This is a genomic window from Rufibacter hautae (assembly GCF_008271695.1).
In the GTDB taxonomy this organism is placed as follows: Bacteria; Bacteroidota; Bacteroidia; order Cytophagales; family Hymenobacteraceae; genus Nibribacter; species Nibribacter hautae.
Genome location: NZ_VKKY01000001.1, coordinates 868,738 through 893,398, shown reverse-complemented (window position 1 = coordinate 893,398; position 24,661 = coordinate 868,738). Strand labels below are relative to the sequence as shown.

Annotated in this window: 20 protein-coding genes; 7 read left to right on the top strand and 13 right to left on the bottom strand. The window is 52.5% G+C overall.

Features of this window, described 5'->3' with window-relative positions:
* Positions 1-96: 96 nt before the first annotated feature.
* The 11 genes from FOA19_RS03495 to FOA19_RS03445 all read right to left on the bottom strand — a co-directional run bounded on the left by FOA19_RS03495 (position 97) and on the right by FOA19_RS03445 (position 14,207).
* Entirely contained in the window at positions 97-1,113 is a 1,017-nt protein-coding gene (locus tag FOA19_RS03495; RefSeq protein ID WP_149089394.1) for an alpha/beta hydrolase, read from the bottom strand.
* Between the two features lie 274 nt (positions 1,114-1,387).
* Complete coding sequence (locus FOA19_RS03490; RefSeq protein ID WP_149089393.1) at positions 1,388-1,684, bottom strand: hypothetical protein; 297 nt, start codon at positions 1,682-1,684, stop codon at positions 1,388-1,390.
* A gap of 104 nt (positions 1,685-1,788) precedes the next feature.
* Complete coding sequence (locus FOA19_RS03485) at positions 1,789-2,205, bottom strand: STAS domain-containing protein (RefSeq protein WP_149089392.1); 417 nt, start codon at positions 2,203-2,205, stop codon at positions 1,789-1,791.
* Positions 2,206-2,511: 306 nt separating this feature from the next.
* A complete protein-coding gene (locus tag FOA19_RS03480) occupies positions 2,512-3,579 on the bottom strand; it encodes an SDR family oxidoreductase (RefSeq protein WP_149089391.1) in 1,068 nt (355 codons plus the stop codon).
* An 87-nt stretch (positions 3,580-3,666) separates the two neighbouring features.
* A complete protein-coding gene (locus FOA19_RS03475; RefSeq protein ID WP_149089390.1) occupies positions 3,667-4,863 on the bottom strand; it encodes an MFS transporter in 1,197 nt (398 codons plus the stop codon).
* Between the two features lie 387 nt (positions 4,864-5,250).
* Entirely contained in the window at positions 5,251-6,456 is a 1,206-nt protein-coding gene (locus FOA19_RS03470) for an alpha/beta hydrolase-fold protein (protein WP_149089389.1), read from the bottom strand.
* A 263-nt stretch (positions 6,457-6,719) separates the two neighbouring features.
* Positions 6,720-9,683: a M16 family metallopeptidase gene (locus FOA19_RS03465; RefSeq protein ID WP_223808714.1), complete on the bottom strand. Its 2,964-nt coding sequence runs from the start codon at positions 9,681-9,683 to the stop codon at positions 6,720-6,722.
* Between the two features lie 760 nt (positions 9,684-10,443).
* A complete protein-coding gene (locus FOA19_RS03460) occupies positions 10,444-10,983 on the bottom strand; it encodes a hypothetical protein (protein WP_149089388.1) in 540 nt (179 codons plus the stop codon).
* Between the two features lie 66 nt (positions 10,984-11,049).
* A complete protein-coding gene (locus FOA19_RS03455) occupies positions 11,050-12,993 on the bottom strand; it encodes a DNA polymerase III subunit gamma/tau (RefSeq protein WP_149089387.1) in 1,944 nt (647 codons plus the stop codon).
* Between the two features lie 267 nt (positions 12,994-13,260).
* Positions 13,261-13,635: an endonuclease domain-containing protein gene (locus FOA19_RS03450; RefSeq protein WP_149089386.1), complete on the bottom strand. Its 375-nt coding sequence runs from the start codon at positions 13,633-13,635 to the stop codon at positions 13,261-13,263.
* Positions 13,636-13,769: 134 nt separating this feature from the next.
* On the bottom strand, positions 13,770-14,207 hold the full coding sequence (locus FOA19_RS03445; RefSeq protein WP_317132016.1) for a hypothetical protein: 438 nt from the start codon (positions 14,205-14,207) through the stop codon (positions 13,770-13,772).
* Positions 14,208-14,389: 182 nt separating this feature from the next.
* Here FOA19_RS03445 and FOA19_RS03440 point away from each other — a divergent pair, with 182 nt between their 5' ends.
* On the top strand, positions 14,390-15,199 hold the full coding sequence (locus tag FOA19_RS03440; protein WP_223808713.1) for a nucleotidyltransferase: 810 nt from the start codon (positions 14,390-14,392) through the stop codon (positions 15,197-15,199).
* Between the two features lie 82 nt (positions 15,200-15,281).
* Positions 15,282-16,103: a metallophosphoesterase family protein gene (locus FOA19_RS03435; protein WP_149089384.1), complete on the top strand. Its 822-nt coding sequence runs from the start codon at positions 15,282-15,284 to the stop codon at positions 16,101-16,103.
* A 216-nt stretch (positions 16,104-16,319) separates the two neighbouring features.
* Here the strand turns inward: FOA19_RS03435 and FOA19_RS03430 are convergent, their stop codons facing one another.
* Positions 16,320-17,066: a class I SAM-dependent methyltransferase gene (locus FOA19_RS03430; protein ID WP_149089383.1), complete on the bottom strand. Its 747-nt coding sequence runs from the start codon at positions 17,064-17,066 to the stop codon at positions 16,320-16,322.
* Positions 17,067-17,208: 142 nt separating this feature from the next.
* Here FOA19_RS03430 and pruA point away from each other — a divergent pair, with 142 nt between their 5' ends.
* From pruA to FOA19_RS03415, 3 genes are all read left to right on the top strand, one after another.
* A complete protein-coding gene (pruA, locus tag FOA19_RS03425) occupies positions 17,209-18,861 on the top strand; it encodes an L-glutamate gamma-semialdehyde dehydrogenase (protein WP_149089382.1) in 1,653 nt (550 codons plus the stop codon).
* A gap of 355 nt (positions 18,862-19,216) precedes the next feature.
* Positions 19,217-19,810 carry a GNAT family N-acetyltransferase gene (locus FOA19_RS03420; RefSeq protein WP_149089381.1) on the top strand — a complete coding sequence of 198 codons (594 nt, stop codon included), beginning with the start codon at positions 19,217-19,219 and terminating at the stop codon, positions 19,808-19,810.
* Between the two features lie 50 nt (positions 19,811-19,860).
* Positions 19,861-20,352, top strand: coding sequence for a DUF4112 domain-containing protein (locus FOA19_RS03415; RefSeq protein ID WP_149089380.1), 492 nt, complete (start codon positions 19,861-19,863; stop codon positions 20,350-20,352).
* A 416-nt stretch (positions 20,353-20,768) separates the two neighbouring features.
* Here the strand turns inward: FOA19_RS03415 and FOA19_RS03410 are convergent, their stop codons facing one another.
* On the bottom strand, positions 20,769-22,001 hold the full coding sequence (locus tag FOA19_RS03410) for an ROK family transcriptional regulator (RefSeq protein WP_223808712.1): 1,233 nt from the start codon (positions 21,999-22,001) through the stop codon (positions 20,769-20,771).
* 251 nt (positions 22,002-22,252) lie between these two features.
* Here FOA19_RS03410 and FOA19_RS03405 point away from each other — a divergent pair, with 251 nt between their 5' ends.
* Both FOA19_RS03405 and FOA19_RS03400 read left to right on the top strand, forming a co-directional pair.
* Positions 22,253-22,984: an adenine nucleotide alpha hydrolase gene (locus FOA19_RS03405; protein WP_149089379.1), complete on the top strand. Its 732-nt coding sequence runs from the start codon at positions 22,253-22,255 to the stop codon at positions 22,982-22,984.
* A 160-nt stretch (positions 22,985-23,144) separates the two neighbouring features.
* Positions 23,145-24,530: a lysophospholipid acyltransferase family protein gene (locus FOA19_RS03400; RefSeq protein WP_149089378.1), complete on the top strand. Its 1,386-nt coding sequence runs from the start codon at positions 23,145-23,147 to the stop codon at positions 24,528-24,530.
* Positions 24,531-24,661: the final 131 nt, after the last annotated feature.

Genomic DNA, 24,661 nt, shown 5'->3' with positions numbered 1-24,661 from the left:
ACCTAATTCTCTTATTAATTGCTTAACGTATTGGGCTATGGTGCGTTTATGCACTATAGGTTTTGTTGGCTGCTGCCTTTCCTATTCGACTGTTATTTATATTTCAATTTGCTTAGCACCAGAGAATTCTTTTGCAGCTTGCTTATATAAGGCAACTCTATCCTTTTCATTAAGCGGACCTGGTATGCAATGCATCATGCCCTTCACCTCTTTATATATTGTTGGAACGTTTGCCGCTGTTAATTTCTTAGCGTAATCCCGTCCTGTGTCCTTCAAAGGATCAAATTCGCTGGTGATCACAAAGGCAGGGGGCAGGTTCGACAAATTGGCTTCATAGTATGGCATCGCCAACGGATTAGTATGGTCAGCCTCATTAGGCAAATAACTTTCTACACTGTAAAGCATTTCGGTTTCCTCTAAAAAATACCCGCGCTTAAACTTCTGATAGGCGTCCGTTTTGAAAGGGATATAGGTAACCGGGCAATCTAAAAGCTGGTATTTGATATTCGCCAGATTCTCGTCCCTGGCCTTGATTGCTACTGTTGTTGCGAACGTTGCCCCTGCACTTTCTCCAGCCACGATGATTTGATTGGGGTTACCTTCCCACTTTTCTATGTTTTGAATTGTCCAAAGCAGTGATGCGTAGCAATCATTATTCGGTGTGGGAAAGGGGTGTTCCGGGGCTACCCTGTAATCCACACCAACCACAATAGCATTGAAGGTATGAGCCAGGCGTGTGGCATAAGTTACCGACTGATTTGTCCAGGGTAAAATGAATGCCCCGCCGTGAAAATAAACAACTACTGGGCTGTTTTTAGGTAAATGTTGCGGTTTGAAAACATATACAGTTAGGCTGTCCTGCGTAATTCTAAGGGTATCAATACTTAAACCTGTGATGTCGAAAGGCAGTGCATCTATGAAATGGCTACGTTCCTGAACTGTCATTTTTTTAAGTGACTTTACCTGTTCATCATTGTCACCTATCAATTCTAAAAACAAAGCCTGCCCCCAATCCAAACGTCCTTCAGATTGGAATGTCAATGCGTAAACATATCCAACAGAAATTAGAACTGCTGTCAGTATTAAAATGAAAGTGATTTTTAGCGTTTTCATGCTTTTTCTATCAGACAGTATTTAGATTGTCAAAATGTAAGTTTTTAAAAGGTTACAGCCAACGTACTTGTGTAAACGACGGAAAGGCCGTCGGCCGATGCTGGCGTTTAGCTGTTGTTAGGTCTAGTTTTTTTTCTGCAAAGACTGCACGGCTTTTTTCTGTTTTTGGCCTGATTTTCCGAAATGAGCCTGAAAACAGCTTGCCGAGCGCAACTAACTCTTGTCCGTCCGTTTTTGCCTTAATTTTCGAAAAACAGGTCAGAAACAACTTGATTCAAAATTCTTCCAATTTGAATAGAGTAGCTTCAATCACTATCGTGTCACCACTTTGCATCTCAATTTTAAGTTTTTTACCAATCTGTTTTACTTCATTTATTGATTTACTCTTTCCCCAAGGACTTTTCATTGGGCAAAGAAGCGAAGTAACATTTTCAGCTTTTATGAACGCTCTTCTTATTTCTGGAAATGAAAGGGCAGTAGTTGAGATTTCAATGGTCAATATTTCCCTTTCCCAATCTATTGAGATTTCTTTGATTGAAGAATCGTGTAGACTATTCCATTGAATGTCCATTTATGTTTCTTTTATGCTTAAAATTAGACCTAACGGACTAGTATAAAAATCGGCGGAGGCCGTCGGCCGATGCTGACTTTTATACAGTGTTGTGCGTAGTAATTTTATTTATTCATATCATCAATGAATTCTTTCTCAGAATTATAAATAGGCCAGCATTCATCTAATCCCAAAATCTCCAGAACGTCCTTTATTTTAGGTTTTGGCTCTATCACTATAAACTTACCGCCTTTATTATCTATTCGAATAGCAAGATTAACAATTGCAGCATTCCCTAAGTCGGCAAAGTATTCTATTTCTTTAAAAGAGAATGCCACATTATTTATTTTCAATTCAACAATTTTATCGATGAAATGGTAGAGTATAAGAATAATTGATTCTAAGTCTTTACCATTTGAATCTTCTTTTAAAGATACATAAAGAAAGTCGTCGCTTTTTAAACTTAGGCACTTCAGTATAAAGTGGTTCCTAAACTCTGGATTGGAATCAAAAACTGAATCTATTTTAAGTTGAGTAATCATTTATTTATTTATTTATTTATTACGCACAACTACTGTGTATATGGAACTGTTCCGGTTATTGGCGCTTTGTTTATAACCAAACCTCCGTTTACACGCTCACCGTTGGTCAGATAAACGGAACTGCACTGCCGAATATACTATATACTATAAATATTATATCAGCCCTTTCTGCTTTCGGCTTCTTTTTCCTAAAACATACTAAAAACAAAGGAGGAGCAACCCTGCAGCTGCTCCTCCTTTGTTTTCATCAAGAGGTAAATCGTCTTAAATACTACTTTCTTTTCGAAGGTCTAAGCCTAGATACTTCTACGGTATCAGCCGGTCTTTCCGCAGCTGCTCAAACAAGTCAAAGAAAGACTCATCGGTTCTTTGGTAGACGTGGAAACCCAGTTGGCGGCTTTTGGACATATCGGTCATGACCTCTATGGGGCGGCCCAAGTCCAGGTCAGTGTGCCAGGCCGAGGCCAGGCGTTCCAAGTTGGGTTCTGCCAGGTTGTATTTCTCGGCAATCTGTTGCCAGAGCGGACCGTCATTGGCTAACTCGACTTCCAGCGGCTGAATGCTGCCCTCATACCCGATGGCTTCCACCCCGAAATACTGGGCCAGTTGTTTCCACAGCTTGTTCCAGCGGAAGTACTCGCCGTTGACCACGTTGAAGGCCTCGTTGCGGGCGGCCTCGGTAGTGGCGGCCCACACCAGATGCTTGGCCAGCACGCGGGCATCGGTCACGTCAGAGAGGCCGTTCCACTGCGCCTCAGAACCCGGCCAACGGAACGGGCGGCCGGTTTCTTTGCAGATGGAAGCGTAGACGGCCAACGTAGTGCCCATGTTCATGAGGTTGCCCACGGCTTTCCCGATGATGGTGTGCGGCCGGTGGATGCTCCAGGTAAAGCTATCGCGCTCGGCGGCGGCGTACACTTCGTCTTCCTGGGCATAGTAGAAGTTTTCCATGTCCAGGCGCGGATGCTCTTCGCGCAGCGGCGTCTCGGGCAGGAACCCGTCTTTGGCGTAGGCCTCAAACGGCCCCAGGTAATGCTTCAGCCCGGTCACCAACGCCACGTGCTGCACCGATTTCTTCGGCGACAAAACATCCAGCAGGTTCCGGACCATGGCGCTGTTCACCCGGATGTTCTCGGCTTCGGTTTCCTGTCGCATCCAACTGGTGAAGAATACGTGCGTCGGCGCGATGTCGGCTAAGGCTGCCTGTAAGCTCTCTGGGCTTTGCAGATCAGCGGCTACGGGTTGCAGACCGGGGACATCGGTTTTGGGGTTGCGGGCCAGCCCGAAGGTGGTCCATCCCTGGGAGAGGAGTTCCTGGGCCAGGTTGCTGCCCACAATTCCGCTGGAGCCCACTACTAATGCTATCTGATTCATGGTGGTGTCTTAGGTTGATGAGTGAATGAAAGGGTGCTTTCGTTTCGCACCCGTTTTCGTGAAAAGTACCCCTTTCCACGAAAGGGTTTACGCAATGGCCAGGTTTCTGGCTTTCTGTCTATAGGCCGCTACCAGCAGCAGGCAGAACAGAACCCCGGTGAAGGCCAAGGCAGCGCCAACATACTCTGGAGACGTGTACCCGAAGCCGGCGGCAATGGGTAACCCGCCCAGGAAAGCGCCTAAAGCGTTGCCCATGTTGGAAGTAGCCTGCAGCAGGGAAGAAGCCAGCATCTCGGCACCTTTGGCCTGCTGCACAATCAGCATCTGCATGGGCGCGATCACGCCAAACCCAATCGCCCCGATGAGGAAGGTCATGAGCACGGCCGTCGGTTTGAACTGCACCATCACCACGGTGAGCAACAGGGCGGCTACCATGCACAACAGCAGACAGGTGGTAGTGGTCAACGGCGAGAACCGATCGGCCAGCCGACCGCCCACGAAGTTGCCTACCACCATGCCCAGGCCCGCCACTACCATGATAATGGTCATGACGTTATTGCTGAACCCGGCCACCTCGGTCATCAGCGGGGCGATGTAACTGATCCAGGCAAAAAAGCCGCCGGTACCAATGGTGGAGATGCCAATGATGTACCACAGCTCCTTGTGCCGGAAAATGTTGAGGCTCTTCAAAAAGCTGGTCTCAGATTCTGATTTCACCGAAGGCATCCAGACTTTTACCGCGAACGCTGCTACCAAGGCCACCGCCGCGATCAACGCAAAGGAAAACCGCCAGCTATAGTTATGGCCAATGAACGTGCCCAGCGGCACCCCAATGATATTGGCCACCGTCAGCCCAGCGAACATCACCGAGACTGCCCTTGCCTCTCGGCCTGGTTCGGCTAATTTGCTTGCCACCACGGCACCGATGCCGAAGAACGCCCCGTGCGGAAGACCAGCCAGAAGCCGGGTCGCCATGAGTAAGGGATAACTGCTCATCAGGGCAAACAAGCCATTGAAAATGCCTACCATCAGCATCAAGCCGATCAACACTTTCTTAGGTGGCATGTTGGAGGTAAGACCCACCATCAAAGGCGCGCCAATCACCACGCCCAGGGCGTAAATGGAAATGAGGTGACCCGCTTCCGGAATGGAAATGTTAAGGGCTTTGGACATATCGGGCAGAATGCCCATCATCAGGAATTCGGTCATCCCTATGCTGAAACCACCCAACAGAAGGGAAATCAGGCTCAATTTGAAGAGGGGAGGGTTGTTGGTACTTTTCATGTAAGCGTATTGTTGGTCATCCGAAGTTTGAAAGGAAGGCTAGGCCTACCAGCCAGGAATGGAAAGTAGAAAGCACAAAAAACGTTTTGAGGCCCAAAGGTAGGTAACATCAGTTTAGCAAGACTTAATAGCTTGGTATGGTGCAATAAACCACTACCTTTCAAAAAGCACCCAGTGCGTTAAAATGAAAATACGAATTAGGTGTAACGGTCTGGAAGTATGGATGTTACCTTGAAAAAGACAATTAGGTATAAACCCCATTCTTTCCTTGAGGAAACTGAGCCAGCGTTTTAGTCCTGTTTTCTCAGAAATAGCCCAAAAACGAAGAGGGAGCAACTCATGGTTGCTCCCTCTTCGTTTTTGTAAATCAAGCTAAGTGCCGGAACCTTACTGACCGACTTCCAGCTGCTTCAACTTGCGTCTGGTTTCTGCTACTTCCTCCAGGGACAGGGCTTTCTTAAACGCTTCCATCGCTTTCTTCTTATCACCAACCGCTAGATAGTAGTCGCCCATGGAATCATGCAGGTTGCCGTTAGTGGGGTAATTCTCCAGGTTCATCTTGAAGAACTGGTAAGCCCTGTCATACTGTTTGTTGCCCAGGGAAGCATAACCCAGCATATTCACCGTCACCTCTGAGGGCATCACCGTGTACTGCATCATGGCAGACACCGCACGGTAATGATCCTTCAGGTAAGCCACTGTAATGGTAGGGTCATTCAGGTTTTTGTCTAGCTCATACTTTTTAAAGAGGAAGCGCAACGCGTCATACCCGGCTGGCAAGGGCACCGAAGAGTGATTGTCTTCTGGGTAGTACCTCCAAGCCCAGGCGAGGTTCTTGCTTTTTCTGAGAACCTCTCTGAACTGGAAGTGGTTGCGTACGTTGCCGTTGGCATACGCCGTGTCTTGCATCACCCGCACGGTGTCCATGCCTTTCTCCATGGTGTTAGAGGTCGCATAATAAAGGCTCTTGGTTGCGTATTCTTTCTGGGCAAGTGCTTTCTGGGCTTGCTTGATGATGAGATGGCCATCCCACCACACGCTGGGGTCAATGGCTACGTAAGAATTAAACAAAGCCGGGTGGTTCACGAGCGCGTTTAGGACCGTGAGTCCGCCCAATGAATGGCCCACAAACATACGGTAAGGCGCCGTTTGGTAGCGGGACTCAACAAAGGGCATGAGTTCTCTCTGTATAAAGGAAATGAATTTCTCCCCTCGGCCTGAATTCTTGAAATCTGGGTCTACCATGCCATCTCGGCTGAACTTAGAGTACGTTGGGGTAAGCTCGCTTCCTCTGTCTTTGCTCAGGATGCCCACCACTATCATTTTGGGCGCCTTTCCTACGGAGCTCATCTCGTCTACCATGCCCGTCACAGAATGAAAGAAGTCTTTGCCGTCCAGTAGGTACATGACCGGGTAACGCGCATTGCCATCCGAAGACTTGGGCACATACACCCATACTTCGCGATCCTCGCCTAAAATAGCGGAGGGCAAAATTTCTTTGGTGCCAATGGTGATTAGGTTGTCAGTCTGCTTAACAGCTTGCCCAAAGCAAAGTGCCGGCAGTAAAAACAAAGCGAGGAGAAATATTCTCATAAAAGGTGAGGGAAGTAAAGGAACAGCAGTAAAAAGCTTTTAAAAGTTGCTATTCAAAAGTAAGCTGATTTGACTGATTACACGCAAGAAATCGCTATATATATAATTACCTGTATATTTTCGTTGGTGCTTTGCTTTCTGAAATAGATTTCTGTTTTAGGCCTGTTTTGGTGAGAATAGCCCAAAAACAAAGAAGGAGCGACCAATAGCCGCTCCTTCTTTTAAATCATATTAACTGATAACTAACAGCTGTCAACTACACCTTAGTATCCGAACAGCTCTTTCAGGGTCAGCTGCTTCACGGTGCCGTACTTGCCCAGTTCCTTGAAGTTGAGTCGGTCTTTGGAACCGATGACCAGAATGGTCTGGTTCTGGCCTTTCACAAACTGCTGCTGGAAAGCCTTAATTTGATCCAAGGTCAAGGCATCCAGGCTCTCGTAAATGTCGCGGCGCAGGTCATGGTCTACGCCTAGTTTGCGGGCCTGCTCGTAGTTCATCAAAATACCCACCTTGTTAATCCGCTCCGTGGCGATGCTGTTGCGCACCGAGGCCTTGGCGTTAGTGAAATTGGTCTCGGCTAGAGGCAAATCGTTCAAGAGTTCCTGCATACCGGCCATGGCCTCGGGCAGTTTGTCTGACTGCGTCCCGATGTACGACATAATGTAGTTGGCGCGATCTTTCCGGCTGGCGTTGGCAAACCTTGAACTGGCAGAGTACGCTAAGGCGCGGGACTCGCGGAGCTCCTGGAACACAATCGCGCCCATGCCCCCGTCAAAGTACTCGTTGTACAGCCTGATGGTGGGCACCAGTTTAGGATCGTAATTCAAAGACTTGGTCAAAAACAGCAACTCGGCCTGCACCATGTCATAGTTTGTCCAGTACACCTTGCGGTCTTTGATCTCCAGTTCTTTGAAGGCATTCTCGGCAGGAACCGGTTTCAGGGCAGCGGGTACAATGTGGCCGGTGTTCAAGGTAGCCGTAATCGCCTGCAGTTCTCTGGGACCGTAGTACAACACGCGGTGCTGGTAGCTAGGGATGCTCTTGATGCGGGAGATCAGCTCAGCAGGCTTCACTTTCTTCAGTTCCTGCTCGCTCAAAATGTGTGTGAACGGGTTCTTAGGACCGTACTTGGCATAGTTCACCATGGCCACGCTGTGGATGGTATTTTTGTCCAGTTTGGCGTCTTTGCGGTCTTTCAGGATACCGGCCACCATGTCGCTCAAGGCTTTGGGATCGGCTTTGGGGTTCTGCAGGAGACTTTCAAACAGTTGCAGGCCTTTCTCCAGGTTCGTGTCCAGACCTGTCAACGACACATACACCTGGTCCTGGCCCGAGGAAACCCCAAAGGAGCAACCGATCTTGAAGAACTCTTTCTGCAGTTCCTCGGCGGTGTATTTGTCGGTGCCCAGGTACTGCAGGTAATCCACGGCCAAGCCCAGTTTCAGGTCGTTGTTCGTGCCCATGTCCAGGATGTAGAACAGGTTGAACAGACCATTCTCCTTGTTTTTGGTGTAATACACCGGAATGTTGCTCTTAAGGCTGCCTTCCTGGATGTCTTTCTTGTAGTCCACGAACTGCGGCTGCAGGTCAGAAACGGTGCGGCTGGCCACTTGCTTGTAGAACTCAGACTGGGCCTCGCGGTTGGCGGGTACCGGTGTGATGGTAGGTTTCTCCACTTTCTGTGCGGTGGGGTCCTGGCCGGTGCGCTTGTAAATCACGGCGTAGTTGTTTCCGTAGTAGCGGTTGGCCACGTCCATCACGTCCTGCTTCGTGATCTGCTCAAAGTTCTCCTCCTGCTTCAGGTAATCAGCCCAATCTTGGCGGGCGATGAAGGCATCCACAAACGCCGTGGCGCGGGCCGCGTTGCTCTCGTAGGCCTGCATCTTGCTGATTTTGTTTTTGTTCACGATGGCCGGAATCAACCAATCCTCAAACTGGCCCTTCTTAACCAGCTCAATCTGCTGCAGCAACAGGTTCTTCACCTGGTCCAGCGTCTGGCCCTGGCGCGGGTTGGCACTCAGGAAGTGCGCACTGTAATCATTGTAGACCTCGGCGAAGGATGCCGCCCCCAAAGCGGCCTGTTTCTGGTTGATGTTTAGGTCAATCAAACCCGCTTGGCCATTGCTCAGAATCTGGTTGATCATGCGCAGCACCAACGCGTCTTTTGATTTGATACCCGGAAAACGGTACGCCATCAGCAGACTCTCGGCCTCCGGACCCAGAATTTCCTTCACCACGGGCGCCGTGATGGGTTTCTCCTGCGGTGCCGTGTAGGCCGGATCGGCTTTCTGCTGCCATCTCCCGAAGTGCTCATTGATGGTTTTGATGGTCTGGTCGAAGTCCAGGTCGCCGCTCATGGCAATGGCCATGTTGTTGGGCACGTAATATTTATCGAAATACTTCTTGATCTCGGTGATAGACGGGTTCTTCAAGTGCTCCACCGTCCCGATGGTCGTCTGCGCGCCGTATTGGTGCGTGGGGAACAAAGCCGCGAACGCCGCCTCAAACGCCTTGTTGTTGTCAGAGTCCAGCGAGCGGTTTTTCTCTTCGTACACCGCCTCCAACTCCGTATGGAACAGACGCGGAATCATCACACCCAGGCGCTCCGACTCCAGCATGGCCCACTTGTCTACCTGGTTGCTGGGGATGTCGCCGTAATAGATAGTCTGCTCTACCCAGGTGCTGGCATTGGAGTTCTTCATGCCCATGGCCGCCACCAGTTTGTCGTACTCGTTCGGCACCGCGTACTTGGCGGCCACCCCTGAGATAGAGTCTATCTGGTGGTAAGTTTTCTTGCGCAGGGCCGGGTCTTTCTGGGTGCGGTACTGCTCATACAGCGCCTCAATCTTGGCCAGTTCTTCTTGCTCCTTTTCCCAGTTGATGGTACCTAAGCGGGTGGAACCTTTGAAAGCCATGTGCTCCAAGTAGTGGGCCAAACCGGTGGCGTTGGCCGGGTCGTTCTTGCTGCCCGCGCGTACCGCGATGTACGTCTGGATACGGGGCGCATTCTCGTACTTGGTCAGGTACACCGTAAGGCCGTTGTCCAGCTTGTAGATGCGCGCTTTCAGCGGATCATTGGGCACGGTGGTGTAGGTGAACTCTTTCTTGGCCGCCTCGGGCGTTGGCGTTTCGGTAGCCGTGGCAGCGGTTTGGGAGGGCGTACTGGTCTTGCACTGGGCAAACAGCACCGCTCCCATGAGGGAAAAAGCAATAAATCTTTTTTTCACGTCAGGTGGAATTTATCTGATAGATAGTAGTCAAATATAGGAAAACCGGGGGAGTTTATAGGGATCTTTATAACGCTTTGGTTTACAAGGGAAGTACAGCCGGAATAGTTTTCTTCTGGAGCGTTTTGCTTTGCCATTCTATTCTTAGGGGTACGCCTAGTCCGCTTGTGCTATCGTGGCGCTGCTGTTTTCGTGGGTGCATAAGCTGAGTTGTTGCATCGCTGGGCTCCGTGCGCTCACGGCCGCGAGGCCCCGCCTTCCGGCCTCGCGCTGCGCCAGCTTCCTTTGCTCCCTTGCGGTCGCAATGCCTTCGGCACCGGAACCTGACAAGGCGCTCAACCGAAAGGCTGGAATTGGTTCGTTTGGTCAAAGCCTTTGCAGCACTGCGAACTTTCAATCCTTTGCCAAGAAGAAGACTTTGAGGATGTTCTGATTCCCCTCCTCGGAGGGGTAGGGGTGGGTTATCTTTACCTGGTTCAAGTCTGTGACTTGGACCCAAAATGACCGGCAGTTTGCAACTGCCGTGAGTAAAAAGTGATCAATGTAGATTCTCCCCTTGAGGATTGCCCAAACGAGAGTTTGAGGCAGCGAGCGAAGCTCTGAAGAGGGGTGTTTACTCCTGCCGATCCTCGCAATTCTTTTCAGGAACCAACGCAATACCGTCAGCTCTGAAAGACCTCGTAGTGTCCGAAGGTCCTACGAGTGTCTTCGCCAGTACCGTTTCAAGCCCGTTTTCCAGAAAACAGCCTGAAAACAGATGTTATAAATGAGATGCAGGGGAGGAAAGGGTGTTTTCAGCGGGAATGCGGAGTTCGTCTGACAAGAGGTGGAGGGTTTTTAGGGCTTCCTCGGCGTTGTCGGTGCGGAGTTCGTAGTCTGGTTCTGCTGATTGGGAGTACAGCCCGATGGTGTACCACATGACCGAAGCGGCGGGCTCGTGGTCATGGGTGTGGCCGTGCTCATGGTCGTGGTCCTCGGTGGTTCTGAGGTGGGAGGTGAGGCGCACGCGCTGGAAGGCCGGTAAAGGCGCCCACTTGCCGGTCTTCAGGCCGAACATGCTCAGGTATTCCCGCACACGGCGGTGCTGGAGATCGAGTTGGAACCCGTGGAAGGTGAATTTGAAGAGCACACCCAGCAGGAGCAGCAGCGCGCCCACGCAGAGCATCTGTACTTTGTCTACCGCATCGGTGCGCCACCAGGGGCTACTGCCTAAGACCAGACCGGCCAACAGCAAGGCGTACCCCAGGTAGCGGAGGGGGCCAAAAAAGGAATCGGTTTTACGGTCTAAGAGCTGGCGCATGGGCACGAGTGGGTACAGACCTGAAAGACGGATAACGGGCCGCGCAGGTTTAAAGAAAGCGGAAAGTTAAAAATCGGTATCCAGGCCCAGGCGGTTTTTCAGGTCTTTGAGGGCTGGGTATAGATCTGCCAGGTAGTTGTACTTGTCCTGCGAGGTGTAGAGCTTACGTCCACTTACCTGCTGCACCACGTCAATGTGCACTTGCAGGCGGTTGTGGCCCAGCGCCTGACGCAGATACAACAGGAACTCCGGTTTGAAGCTGTTGAACTCGGCTACCTGTACTTCGTTTTCCACCTGCAGGTGCACTTCGGCCTTCTCGGCGTCAAAGTACCACTCGCGGTTCAGGATGGTGTACTCCAGGGTGCGGTCGGTGTGCTTCACGCGGTCCACATACAGTTTCCAGAGCTGCTGCAGTTTGTGCTCGTTGATGGTGGGCAGTGAGCCGGGCACGTAGGCCTCATTCTCCTCTTCCAAGACTTCCACCATCGGCGCAGCCGAGGCTGCTACCTGTTCCTCAATGTTCTTCAGGCTGGGCAGTTTGGAGAGTTTCCGGCTGGCCAGAGGAGAAGCAATAGGTCGGGCCGGGGCTGCTGGAGCCGGAGCGGGCAGGGGCGGCGCCATGGAAGGAACCGGAGAAGGTGCCTGGGCCGGGTAGGTGTCAAACACCGGATCTTCACCCGCGTCCATGTCTGAGGGGGCGGTGTTGTGGTGTGTTTCTGAGCCGTTTTTCGCAGAAGGGGCCGAAACCGGTGCTGCCGGTGCTGGGACCAACGGGGCGCTAGCTGGAGCAGGCGCCGGGGCCGGAGTTGCCGGAGCACCAACCGAAGCCGATCCGTTCTGCGCTCCTACGACGGAACTTCCATTAGTTTTTTTTTTGACCTCTCCGTTCACAGAGAGGTCTGAGGCAAGCTGCAAGGCGTGCGGCAGGTGGGCCAGTTTCATGAGCAGCAGTTCCACGTGCAACCGCTGGTTCTTAGCCGCTTTGAAGTTCTGATCACAGCTGCCCACCAGGTTCAAGCCTGATAGCAAGAAGCTCAACGAGGCTTCTTGCGCTTGCTGTGCGTAGCGGGCCTTGATGTTGTCTGATACTTGTAGCAGCTGAACCGTCACCGAGTCTTTGCACACCAAAAGGCTTCTGAAATGCTCGCCAATGCCCAGCACGAAATTGTGCGAATCAAAGCCGTTTTTCAGAATCTCGTCATAAAGCAGCAAGGTACCGCTCAGGTTCTGGGTAAGCAGGTATTCCGTCAGGCGGAAGTAATAGTCGTAGTCCAGGATGTGCAGGTTCTGCACGGTAGCCTTGTAGGTGAGGTGATGGCCCGAGAAGGTCACCATCTGGTCGAAGATCGATAAGGCATCGCGCAAGGCACCGTCGGCTTTCTGCGAGATCAGGTGCAGGGCATCGTCATCGGCTTTGATTTCCTCTTTCTGGGCAATGCGGCCCAGGTGCTGCACCATGTCCTCAATCCGGATGCGGTTGAAGTCAAAGATCTGGCAGCGCGAGAGAATGGTAGGGATGATCTTGTGGCGCTCGGTGGTGGCCAGAATGAAAATGGCGTAGGCCGGCGGCTCCTCCAGGGTCTTCAGAAACGCGTTGAAGGCCGAGTTGGAGAGCATGTGCACCTCATCTATGATGTAGATTTTGTACTTGCCCGTTTGCGGCGCATACCGCACCTGCTCCACCAGGTTTCTTATGTCTTCTACCGAGTTGTTAGACGCGGCATCCAGCTCGTGCACGTTGAACGAGCTGTTGTTGTTGAAGCTCTTGCAGGAATCACACACGTTGCAGGCCTCTACCTCCGGCGTGATGTTCTGGCAGTTGATGGTCTTGGCCAGAATCCGCGCGCACGTGGTCTTGCCCACGCCCCTAGGGCCGCAGAACAGGAACGCCTGCGCCAGGTGGTTGCTGCTGATCGCGTTCTTTAAAGTAGTGGTAATATGGTGCTGCCCCACCACGCTATCAAACGTAGTTGGGCGGTATTTCCTAGCAGATACAACAAAATTCTCCATCGCTCTACAAAGTTAAAGGTTTCTAAATCGAATCCGCAACGGAAAGAGTGAGGCTGGAACAGGTTCTTGGTTTAGTGCAAAGAGCAGGGCGTTTCTCGGCTGTTTTGGGAAACTAAGGCCGAAATAGAAAATCTGGTAAGAGAGAATATTCTAAATATCTCTCTATACTGTAAGAAGACTGTTCTTTTCAGTCGGTGACCGAATGACGTTTCATCAGCGTAGACTCTCCCCTTGAGGGGAGCGCAGAGGGGTGTTTACACAGGAGAGTTACTTTTGCTTGTTCTTGTAATCCTCAATCCAGCAATAGATTTCCTGCACTACATAGGCCAGCCGTCGCTTCACGTCAATATCCTCAAACCTGAGGATGGTCACTCCATACGCTTTCAGTTCCTGCTCTCTCCTTTGGTCATAAGCTACTTTATGGTCGTGGCTGTCACCGTCCACTTCAATGGCTAGTCCCAACTCATGGCTGTAAAAGTCCACGATGTACTGAAGCATGGGCACCTGCCGGTGGAACTGATACCCTAACCTTCTGTCTTTGATTTCTTCCCACAGGAGGATTTCCGACAAGGTGCTGTTCTTGCGCAGGTGCTTTGCCTTTTCTTTTAGGTCAGGCCGGTAAGGGACTATTTTGTTAGGCATATTGCCTTTTACGCAACGTATGTTCGCAGGTGTAAACACCCCTCTGCGCTCCCCTCAAGGGGAGAGTCTGCGCTTAGAATGCGGTGATGGGTATCTCTATTTGGTTGTTCTTGGAAGGTTAAATCTTAAATCAATTACCTTGCAAACGGCCGCTTTACCAGGCTCACCTGCCCCATGGCGTCTTTCTCGTATTTGGCCAGGCAATGGGGCTGGAACTGTGCGTCAAAGTTCTGGGCTCCGGGGAAGACCTGTTTAGGCGTGGGCTGTCCTTCCAGAAAGAAGTAGACTTTGGTGGTGCCGTATTTGGTATGGGGCATGAAATCGCCGTACTGCTGCATCTGGTCCCAGAGGCTGTCTGAGGCGGTGACGGCGTAGATGCGCTGGATGGGACCGGTGTTGTTCTCGTTTCGGTAGAGGGCCACTTCCTCAAAGTCACCGGAAAGGTCTTGCACGCCGGGCTGGGTGAAGGCATCCTTGACAAACCAGACCATGAGCGCGGCGAAGACTGCCACCAAGATATATTTCAATTTATTTCCAGACATCACGTGTTCCTGCGTTGGTTTAAAGCCCAAACTTACGCAGGCTTGCCTGAACCGCAAGCAGGAAGTTTAGGAGCCGATTTCTGTAAAATGGCCTAAAAACAGAGATTTTCTGCTTTCTGGCTAGTTGTGGCGCTTAGGAGATAACATTTTTCAAAGGATTCAGTAAATGCTATACCCACTGTTTCTATCCCAGGGTCGGCTTCTGGCTGTCTGTGAGCAGGACGGTGGGCGAAGCGCCTAAACAGGCGGGCATCTTTGAACCTTTCAGCACTGATATTACTATGGAATTGGATGATATGGCCCCAGAGGTGGCCCAGGAATTTTACCCGCAAGCCCTAAAAATGCTGCATGAGAGCGGATTGCCCTTCTTAATGGGCGGCGGTTTTGCCCTTCGGCAGTACACCGGCATGCAGCGTGCCATGAAAGACATGGACGTGTTCTGCAAGGCCGGCGATTGCCCGCGGTTGCTCAAGATCTTCAACGATGAAGGCTTCAAAACCGAGCTGGTGGATGCCCGTTGGCTGGCCAAGGCTTTCAAAGAAGGCAAATACGTAGACTTCATCTTCAACAACCCCGGCAACAACATGCCCGTGAACGACGGCTGGTTCCGGAGAGCCCCAGACGGAACGGAGTTTGGCGTGCCCGTGAAGTACATCTCCGCTGAGGACCTGTTCCGCTGCAAGATTTACGTGCAGAACCGCGAGCGCTACGATGGCTCAGACCTGAACCACCTCATTTTGCGCCACGGCGAGCACATGGACTGGGAACGCATTCTGCAGACCCTGGAGCAGCACTGGCAACTGGTCTTGATGCAACTGCTGTCCTTCCAGTTTGTGTACCCCTCTGAGCGGGACATCATTCCGCGCTGGTTGTTTGATGAGCTGTTGCTGCGCGCCAAAGAGCAGTTTGACATGCCGCCGCCTACCGAGAAAGTGTGCCGCGGCCTGCTCATAGACCAAACCCAATACGCCCCGGCCGTTACCGAGTGGGGCTTCAAAGCCATGACCATCATGACCATCTAGTTTTTAGCTGATTGTCAGGACTTGCTGGGTTTACCTGTACAGGATGCTGACAATCAGCAATCAACAATCCGTAATTTTGAAAATGGAACAACAACCGCAGACCTTCGTTGCGCCGCAGCCCGTTCAACCTTTACAGCCCCAAGCCACTGGCCAACCTGATCCTACCCCCGTGACAACCAAACCGGTAAGAATTGCCGCCGTGGGCGATATTCACGTGCGGGAAACGGACAAAGGCAAATGGGTGGATTTTTTCAAAGCCGCCTCTGAACAGGCCGAGATTCTGCTGCTCTGCGGCGACCTCACCGATCATGGCTACACGAAAGAGGCCGAGGTGCTGGCAGAGGAAATGCGGGCCTGCACCATTCCAGTAGTCTGCGTGCTGGGCAACCACGACCATGACAAAGACGAGCACGAAGCCATCCGCACCTGCCTTATCCGCGACAACGTGCATTTCCTGGACGGGGACGCTGTGGTGGTGAAGAACGTGGGGTTTGCGGGCGTGAAAGGTTTTGGCGGCGGTTTTGACAAGTACATGCTCTCCATGTTCGGTGAGGTAAGCAACAAAGCCTTCGTGCAGGAAGCCGTAGATGAAGCCCTCAAACTGGAGGCTGGTCTCTCGCGCCTGGATACCGAGTACCCCGGGGTGAAGAAAATAGCCGTGCTGCATTATGCGCCCATCAAAGCCACCGTAGAAGGGGAGCCCGAAGCCATCCATCCGTTTTTAGGTTGCTCGCGCCTGGCTGAGCCCCTGGACCGCCAGAACGTGCTGGCCTGCTTCCACGGACACGCCCACGTAGGCACCCTGGAAGGAGAGACCCCAAAAGGAGTAAAGGTCTACAACGTAGCCAAACCCATCCTGCAGAAAGCCGGCTTCGCGATGCCGTTCTTTTTGTTTGACGTGTAGAAGACAGTCCTTAGTTCTGAGTCGAGAGTCCTGAGCCTTTTGGCAAGAACTTGTAGGGGCAATCTCTTGTGGTTGCCCTTTTGTTTCAGCGCAGTTTAGGTTGTTGGTGATAACACCAACAACGGCGAAAGCTTCAGGCCCCGCGTGATTAGTCATTACAAGAATTACATAAACCTGTTTAAGACCCAATTTTCTAAAATTGGGCTTTAAACAGGTTTACTTTTTAACCCGACCTATCCGGCTGAAGATGGGGAATCGTACTTCTTTTTGCTCAGTTTCGGGCCAAATCTTTCTCATCTGCTCCATCAGTTTCTCTACCGGGTTCTCTCCGTTCTGCCGGATGTAGGACTGCACGCTGGACCAGGAGTTCAGGTAGCCTTCAAAATCTGGTAAGGACCAAGTGGTGGTAATGGCGCCGGAGAAAGCGGGTTCCTCCTGGAACGGGAACGGCAGGTTGGCATAGGCTTGGTCCACGTAGCTGCGTTCAAAATCCCAGTACGGGCCCACGGTCTCGGAGTAGAAACGGTAGAAAGGCGCGTCTATCTCCGGGGAGATGGAGAGCAGGCCGTATCCCCAAAGGGCCAGAATAGCTCCGGGCTTGGCTACCCGGTTCACCTCCTGGTAGAACTTCTCCAACTCAAACCAATGCACGGCCTGTCCTACGGTGATCAGGTCAAAGGAGTTATCCGGGAAAGTAGTGTGCTCTGCGGGCATTTTTTGGTAGGTGATGCGTTCTGAGGCGGGCGCTTTGGAAAGCTGCTGCTCACTGATGTCGGTGGCGTGCACGTGGGTGAAAAACTTGGCCAGTTCCATGGCTACTTGTCCGTTGCCGGTGCCGCAGTCCCAGGCTAGTTCGTGCGTTGGCAGTAGGGAGCGCAGATGCTGGTACAGGGCTGGTGGGTACGTGGGCCGGAACTTCTTGTACAGGCCGGCCTGGGTGGAGAAAAGGTCTTTGGGTGCCATCGTCGTTTTGGATAAAGTGGAAAGGAAACCATTCTCCGTGGCAGGTTGGAGGGGGGAGGCGCTACCTGTCACGCGTTAGCCTTTTTTACTTATAAGCCTTACCTTTGTTTATCATCAGTGTAGAAATTAACTAAATAACCATATGGCCAACGGATTTTTCAATGTCCCCATCCCGGTAAACGAGCCTGTAAAGGGCTACGCGCCCGGCAGCAAAGAAAGAGAAGAACTACTCAATGCCTATAATACGCTGCGCGAGCAGCAATTGGATATTCCCATGTACATTGGGAGCGAGGAAGTGCGCACCGGCAACTTAATGCCCGTAGCCCCTCCGCATGACCACCAGCGCGTCATCGGGAATTACCACTACGGTAACGCCAGCCACGTGCAGCAGGCCATTGACGCCGCCCTGGCCGCCCGCGAGCAATGGGCCCACATGCCCTGGGAAAGCCGCGCCGCCATCTTCCTGAAAGCCGCCGATCTGTTGGCCGGACCTTTCCGGGCACGCATGAACGCCGCTACCATGTTGGGTCAGTCTAAGAACGCGTTCCAGGCCGAGATTGACGCGGCCTGCGAGATGATTGACTTCTTCCGTTTCAACGTGAAGTACATGACGGATATCTACAAAATGCAGCCGGAGTCTATGCCGGGCATGTGGAACCGTCTGGAGCATCGTCCACTGGAGGGTTTTGTGTTCGCCTTGACGCCGTTCAACTTCACTTCCATTGCCGCCAACCTGTGTGCCGCTCCGGCCATGATGGGCAATGTGGTAGTATGGAAGCCCGCCAACACCCAGGTGTACTCGGCCCATGTGATCATGGAGCTGTTCAAAGCCGCTGGCTTGCCAGATGGCGTGATCAACCTGGTGTATGTGGATGGACCAGAAGCCGGCGAGGTCATCTTCAAGCACCGTCAGTTTGCGGGTATTCACTTCACGGGTAGCACCGGGGTGTTCAACAATATCTGGAAAACCATTGGCGAGAACATCAACTCGTACCGTGGTTACCCGCGCATTGTGGGCGAGACCGGCGGCAAGGACTTCATTGTGGCGCATAAATCGGCGAACGCCAAGGAGGTAGCTGTGGCTATCACCCGTGGTGCGTTTGAATACCAGGGGCAGAAATGCTCCGCGGCTTCCCGTGCTTACATTCCTAGCAACATCTGGGAAGAGGTGAAAGGCCACGTGGTGGAAGACCTGAAATCCCTGAAAATGGGTGATCCGCAGGACTTCGGGAACTTCATCAACGCCGTGATTGACGAGAAATCCTTTGATAAACTGGCCAAGTACATTGATGCCGCCAAGAACGATGACCAGGTAGAGATCATCTCCGGCGGTAACCATGACAAGAGCAAGGGATACTTTATTGAGCCTACCTTGATTGTGGCGCAAGACCCGCAATACGTGACCATGTGCGAAGAGCTCTTCGGGCCGGTGTTGACGCTGCACGTGTACGATGCCGATAAGTTTGAGGAGATTCTGGAAATAGTAGATACCACCTCGCCGTACGGATTGACAGGGGCTATTTTCTCCAATGACCGCTACGCCGTGGAACTGGCCACAAAGAAACTGAGCCACGCGGCCGGTAACTTCTACATCAACGACAAACCTACCGGTGCCGTGGTTGGGCAGCAGCCGTTTGGTGGTTCCCGTGCCTCGGGTACCAACGACAAAGCCGGTTCCATGCTGAACCTGCTGCGTTGGACCAGCGCCCGTACCATCAAAGAAACGTTTGTGCCGCCGGTAGATTACCGCTATCCGTTCCTGCAAGGCGGCAGCGCCGCTGAAGGTGCGCTCTAAGCGTTTCTAACCTGATTCTCTGAAAACAGCCCCTAAACGGATTTCCGTTTAGGGGCTGTTTTATTTAAAGCCAGCCTTAAACAGACTTGGATTTCTTTCCTTCTGAAGGAACAGTTCTGCCCCTTTTTTCATCCTGAAAGGATCTGGTGGGCGGACGGTAATGCTGTACGAGCCAAAGCCTTTCCAGCTTGCCCAAAAGATCTTTCCAAGATGGAAGTAGGAGGTTAGGGGTGACCAAAGGAGAAGCTTTAAATACAACAGAGACGCCTAGAAAGCGATTTTCTGAGCAGCAAAAAGGGAACGTTTACCCAAAGTCTGTTAACTTGGAGACCAGAACTCACCAGAAAAGCTGGCCATGAAAACTCCCGCTCCGGTCACCCTTAAAGGAAAGCATGTGTGGCTGCGGCCCCTGCAGGAAAGCGATATCCCAGAACTGAGCCGGGTTGGTTTGGTGGAAGACCTTTGGCGGTTGAGTCTGCACGTGCTGCGTACCCCCGAGGACATGGCGGCTTACGTGCAGACGGCCCTTAAAACCCAGGAAGCCGGCACGGCTCTGCCTTTTGTCTACCAACACCCCACCACCGGAGAACTGATGGGCAGCACCCGCTTTGGCAACATTGACGTGACCAACAAGGGCCTGGAGATTGGCTGGACCTGGCTGGTGCCTGCCTGGCAGCGCACCGGCGTGAACACCGAGGCCAAGTACCTGTTGCTTCGGCACGCCTTTGAAGACTTGGGCTGCATCAGGGTTACTTTGAAAACCGATGTGCTGAACGAGCGCTCCCGACAGGCCATGCGGCGCATAGGGGCTCGTGAGGAGGGCATTCTGCGCAACCACATGGTCACCTCAGAAGGCCGCGTGCGCGACTCTGTGATTCTCAGTGTCATTGACCGGGAGTGGCCCGATGTCAAGGCCCGGTTAGAGGGCATGTTGCAGCTGCAAAGCTAAACGTAATCTTAGCGCCTGTTTCTGCGTATGAAGGAGAAATCCCCAAGATTATGAACCAGACAACCCCGCCTGTTACCCCCGTTGATGAACGCCTGAAGTGGGTAGAGTCTATCTCCAGGCTATTGGATAACCAGTTTGTGCTACCGGGAACCAAGTTCCGGTTCGGGCTGGACCCTATCATGGGTTTGCTGCCCGTGGTGGGCGATCTTTCCTCTTTTGCCATGTCTGGGGTGCTGGTCATGACCATGGCCAAGCACGGGGCCAGCCGGGCGCTGGTGGTAAGAATGCTCTTCAACATTTTCCTGGATGCCGTGATAGGGAGTATCCCCATTGTGGGCTGGCTCTTTGACTTCGGGTACAAGGCGAATCAGAAGAACGTGAACCTGCTGCGGCGCCACTACCAGGAAGGCAAGTACCAGGGCAAAGGCACCGGTTTCATCATCGGGGTGCTCATCGCCTTCCTGATTTTGTTCGGGCTGCTGCTTTGGGGCCTCTGGAAAGTAGCCGAGTACCTGTGGCTGTGGGCCTCCTCGGCGTGGTAAACTTTCAGAAAGAACTCCAAGAATTATAGAAGCCCCGTTTTAGCCCTGTTTTCTAAAATCAGGCCTGAAACGGGGCTTTCCTTTTTAAGAGAAGAAAGGATTCTACAGGTCGCTGGCGCGAACTTGCAGCTCGTGTCCGCACGCATTCCTGAGTAGACTCAATTCAAGCTCTCCAGTCATCCTTAACCTCGCTTGTCATCTTGGAAAGATCTTGTGGGCACCCTAGAAAAGCGCTTGAGCAAAGGCTACTACCGTTCGCTCACAAGATCCTTTCAGGATGACAAATAAGGGTGACCACAGGATGACAAAGCAAAAGTAGTAGTTCAGCAATGCGTGCGGACACGAGCTGCAAGCTCGCGCCAACGGTTCAACTAGCTCACAAACTATCTGCTATCTCAGAAATTAGCTAAAGCGGTTTAATTATGTTCCAGCGCCAGGTACCGGTGGCGCACTAAAAGACAGGCCCCAATCACGCCGGCTTTCTCGCCTAGTTTGGAGACTTTGAGTTGCGTATCGTTGTTCACCAGGCTCAGGGAGTAGCGTTTGATGGCGCTTTTGATGGGCAATAGGATGTAGTCCTCGGTAGAGGCCAGGCTGCCGCCCAGCACCACCAACTCAGGGTTGAAGACGTTGATGAGCAGTGCAATGCCGCGGCCGATTTTGTCGCCAATCTTGGCGATGAGTTCAATGGCCAGCACATCGTCATTGTGGGCGGCGTTGATGATGTCTTCCAGTTGCAGATCCTCCGGCTGAAGGTTGTTCTGCGTGATGATGGTGGAGGCGCCGGCCAGCATGCTGTCCCTGAACATCTCCACCAGAGCCCAGCCCGAGGCCTCGGTCTCCAGGCAGCCTTTCTTGCCGCACTTGCACATCTTCTCGTTCTGGAACAGCGGAATGTGGCCAAACTCCCCGGAGTAGCCAGACTTGCCATAGAACAGCTGGTTGTTGAGGATCATGCCCATGCCAATGCCGTAGTCCAGGTTCAGGAACAACACGTCTTTCTCGCCCTCCACCACGCCAGAGCAGAACTCGCCGTAGGCCATCGCTCGCGAATCGTTCTCCAAGAACACCTTAATGCCAATCTCCTTTTCAATGATCTTGCTCAGCGGTGCGTCATGGAAATCAAAGAGGTTGTAGTTGTAGCCTTTGGCGTAGTTAATGCGCCCCGAGAGGTTGATGCCAATGCCCAGAATCTTCTCCTTGGGAATAGGCAGCTCAGAGATGAAGTTGTTGATGATGTGGCACAGCTCGTCCAATGATTCCTTGTCGTTGGCCAGCTTGTAGGGGTAGCTCTCAAAGTCTGAGATGAGGTTTTTCTGGAAATCGGTGAGCCCGATGTTGATGTGGGACGTTTTCACGTCAATTCCCAGAAAGAAGGCAGATTCTGGCGCCAGACCGTACACGTTGGGTTTGCGGCCGCCCGTGGAGTCCACTTTGCCGTGGTCCTGCACCAGTCCGTCTTGGATGAGGTCATTCAAAAGGCTGGTGATCTTGGGCACACTCACGTTCAGTTCCTTGCTCAGCTCGGCAATGGTGGCGTTCCCCCTGGTAGCGAAATAGGAGATGACTTTCTTCTTGAGGTTGACGTTCTTGAAGGCCACCCCGGTAGAGAAATCACTGTTTATTTCCTCAAAGAAAGTCATGATCATCTTCGGTTCGTAGGCATGTAGCTAGAGGGGGAGCAGTTTTTCTGCTTGCTTTCCAAATTTAGTCATTTCTAGACACGGAAGGTCGCTTTTTTAGAATTCTTCTGCACGGGCGTATTGTCTTATTTAAAGGAACGAGCCGCCCTTCCTGTAGTTTGCTGACAGCCAATCTGCTTAGGAAAAGCCTGCCGTTTTATGCCCGATTTTTGGCAAAGACCTTGAAAACGGCCCGCCAGAAGCTGTACCTTGCGGACATGAAACCCCTTGCCATTTTCAACTGGAGCGGCGGCAAAGACTCCGCGCTGGCTTTGCACAGAATACAGCAGCAGCAAACCTTTTCCTTGCACGCCCTCTTCACCACCGTAAGCCAAACGCACGCGCGCGTGACCATGCACGGCGTGCGCGAGGAACTCATGCAGGCGCAGGCCAACGCCCTGGGACTGCCCTGGCAGCCGCTCTACCTGCCCGAGGGCGCCAGCATGCCGCTTTACAACCAAGCCGTGGCCCAGGCCTGGACCCAGTTCAAAAATGATGGCGTCACGCACGGCATCTTCGGGGATATTTACCTGGAGGATTTGCGGCAGTACCGGGAGGAGCAGTTAACCCAGGTGGGGATTGAAGCGGCGTTTCCGCTGTGGGGCGAGCAGCCCATGGCTTTGCTGGAGGAGTTCTGGCGGGCGGGTTTCAAGGCCAAGGTCGTCTGCGTCAACGGCAAGCACCTGGACGCCTCCTTCGCCGGCCGCGACCTAAACGAGGTTTTCGTGCGGGACCTGCCCGCCCACGTAGACCCCTGCGGAGAGAACGGCGAGTACCACTCCTTTGTCTATGACGGCCCCAACTTCCGGCGGCCGGTGCCGGTGCAGTTGGGGGAGGTGGTGTTCAGAAGCTACGCGCCCGCCGCCCAGACGCAGGAAGACGATTGCTTTGCGGAAAAGCCTGCGCCTTATGACACCGGTTTCTGGTTCTGTGACCTGCTGCCCGCTTAAGAGAAAGTTCTCAGGATAAATCTGCTTTCGGCATACTTTCAGGAAAACGGGCCGTAAACGCCCAAGGACCGGAAGCATCGGCGGAGCCGCGCTATTTTAAGGCGCTTTTTCTGAAATCGATTTGAAAATGCGTAGCTTCCTTCCTTAATCCAGAGCCTCTATGCTGTACTTTCTGCTTAAGACCCTTTTCAGGATAGCGTTGCGCGTTTTCTTCAGGCGTTTCACGGTGAACAACCGGCACCTGCTGTTTTCTGAGGGTCCGCTCATAGTGGTCTCCAACCACCCCAACACGCTCATGGACCCCATTGTGACGGCCTCGCTCATGAAGCAGAACATCTACTTCCTGGCCAAGAGCAGTTTCTTTAAACCGGGCATCCAGGGGTGGCTTTTCCATAGACTGTTCATGATTCCGGTGTACCGCCGCGAAGACGTGGGCGACGGCGGCACCGCCCAGAACGATGCCACGTTCTCCAAATGCTACGAGTTTCTGGGCAAAGGCGGCACGCTCATGGTTTTCCCCGAGGGCAACAGTTTCATGCAGCGCCGCCTGCGTCCGCTGAAAACCGGCACCGCCCGCATTGGCCTGGGCGCCGAAAGCCAGCACGGTTTTAACCTGGGCCTGCGCATTATTCCGGTGGGCGTGAACTACTCAGACCCGTCGCGTTTTCGCAGCGATGTGTTTGTGAACGTGGGCGAGCCCATCCATGTCAAAGATTTCCAAGCGGCGTACGCCGATGATCCCTTCAAAGCCTCGCACGCCCTCACCGATGAAATCAAGGAACGCCTGGAAGCGCTGGTCATCCACACCGAGACCGACGAGGAAGATGCCTTGGCCCGCCAGGTAGAAGCCGTGTACCAGGACAAACTGGTGAAGGAGCTGGACCTGGCCCCCTCTGAGCCCGAGGAGCGTTTTCTCATCACCAAGGGCATTCTGCAGAGCATCAAATACTTTGAGGCCCGCCAGCCGGAGCGCATCCATTCTCTGCGCTCTGAACTGCAGGATTACCTGCAGCACCTGGAAAGCGTAGGCCTGGTCCCCGATGCCTTTAAGCGCATTCCTAATCGCCGGGAGGTGGCCTGGGGAACGGTGCAGACCATTCTTTACCTGTTCTTTGGGTTTCCTTTCTACCTTTTTGGGGTGGTACACAATTACCTGCCGTACCTCTTGCCCGCCAAGATCGCCCGCATGCTCACCAAGGACATAGAGTTCTACGCGCCCATCATGATGACCATTGGTATGTTCACCTTTCCCATTTTCTATGCCTTGATTGGTTGGGCGGTGCATGCCTGGCTGGGCCTCTCGGGTTGGGCGCTGGTAGCGTATCTGGTGGCTTTGCCCGTGACCGGCTTCTTTGTGCTGCACTACTGGCACCGCATCCAAATCGCGCGGAGTAATTGGATTTTCTTCTCGTTGTTTTCCAAGCGGTCTACTGTGCTGCACAGCCTGCTGGAGCAACGCACCCGCCTCATGACGGCTCTGGAGCAAGCGCGCCAGGAGTTTTTGGCGTCTTTTCCGGAGAATACTGCTGAAACGAAGAGTGCTTAAGCTTAATAGCTAGTAGGATTTTAGAAAAGGCGGCATTTTAAAAGGTGGGAGTGGAGTGTTTACTTTTCTCCCTCTCTTTTCTGTTTTCTAACCCTCTCTTTCTCTTCTAACCCTCTCTTTCTCTGGTTCAA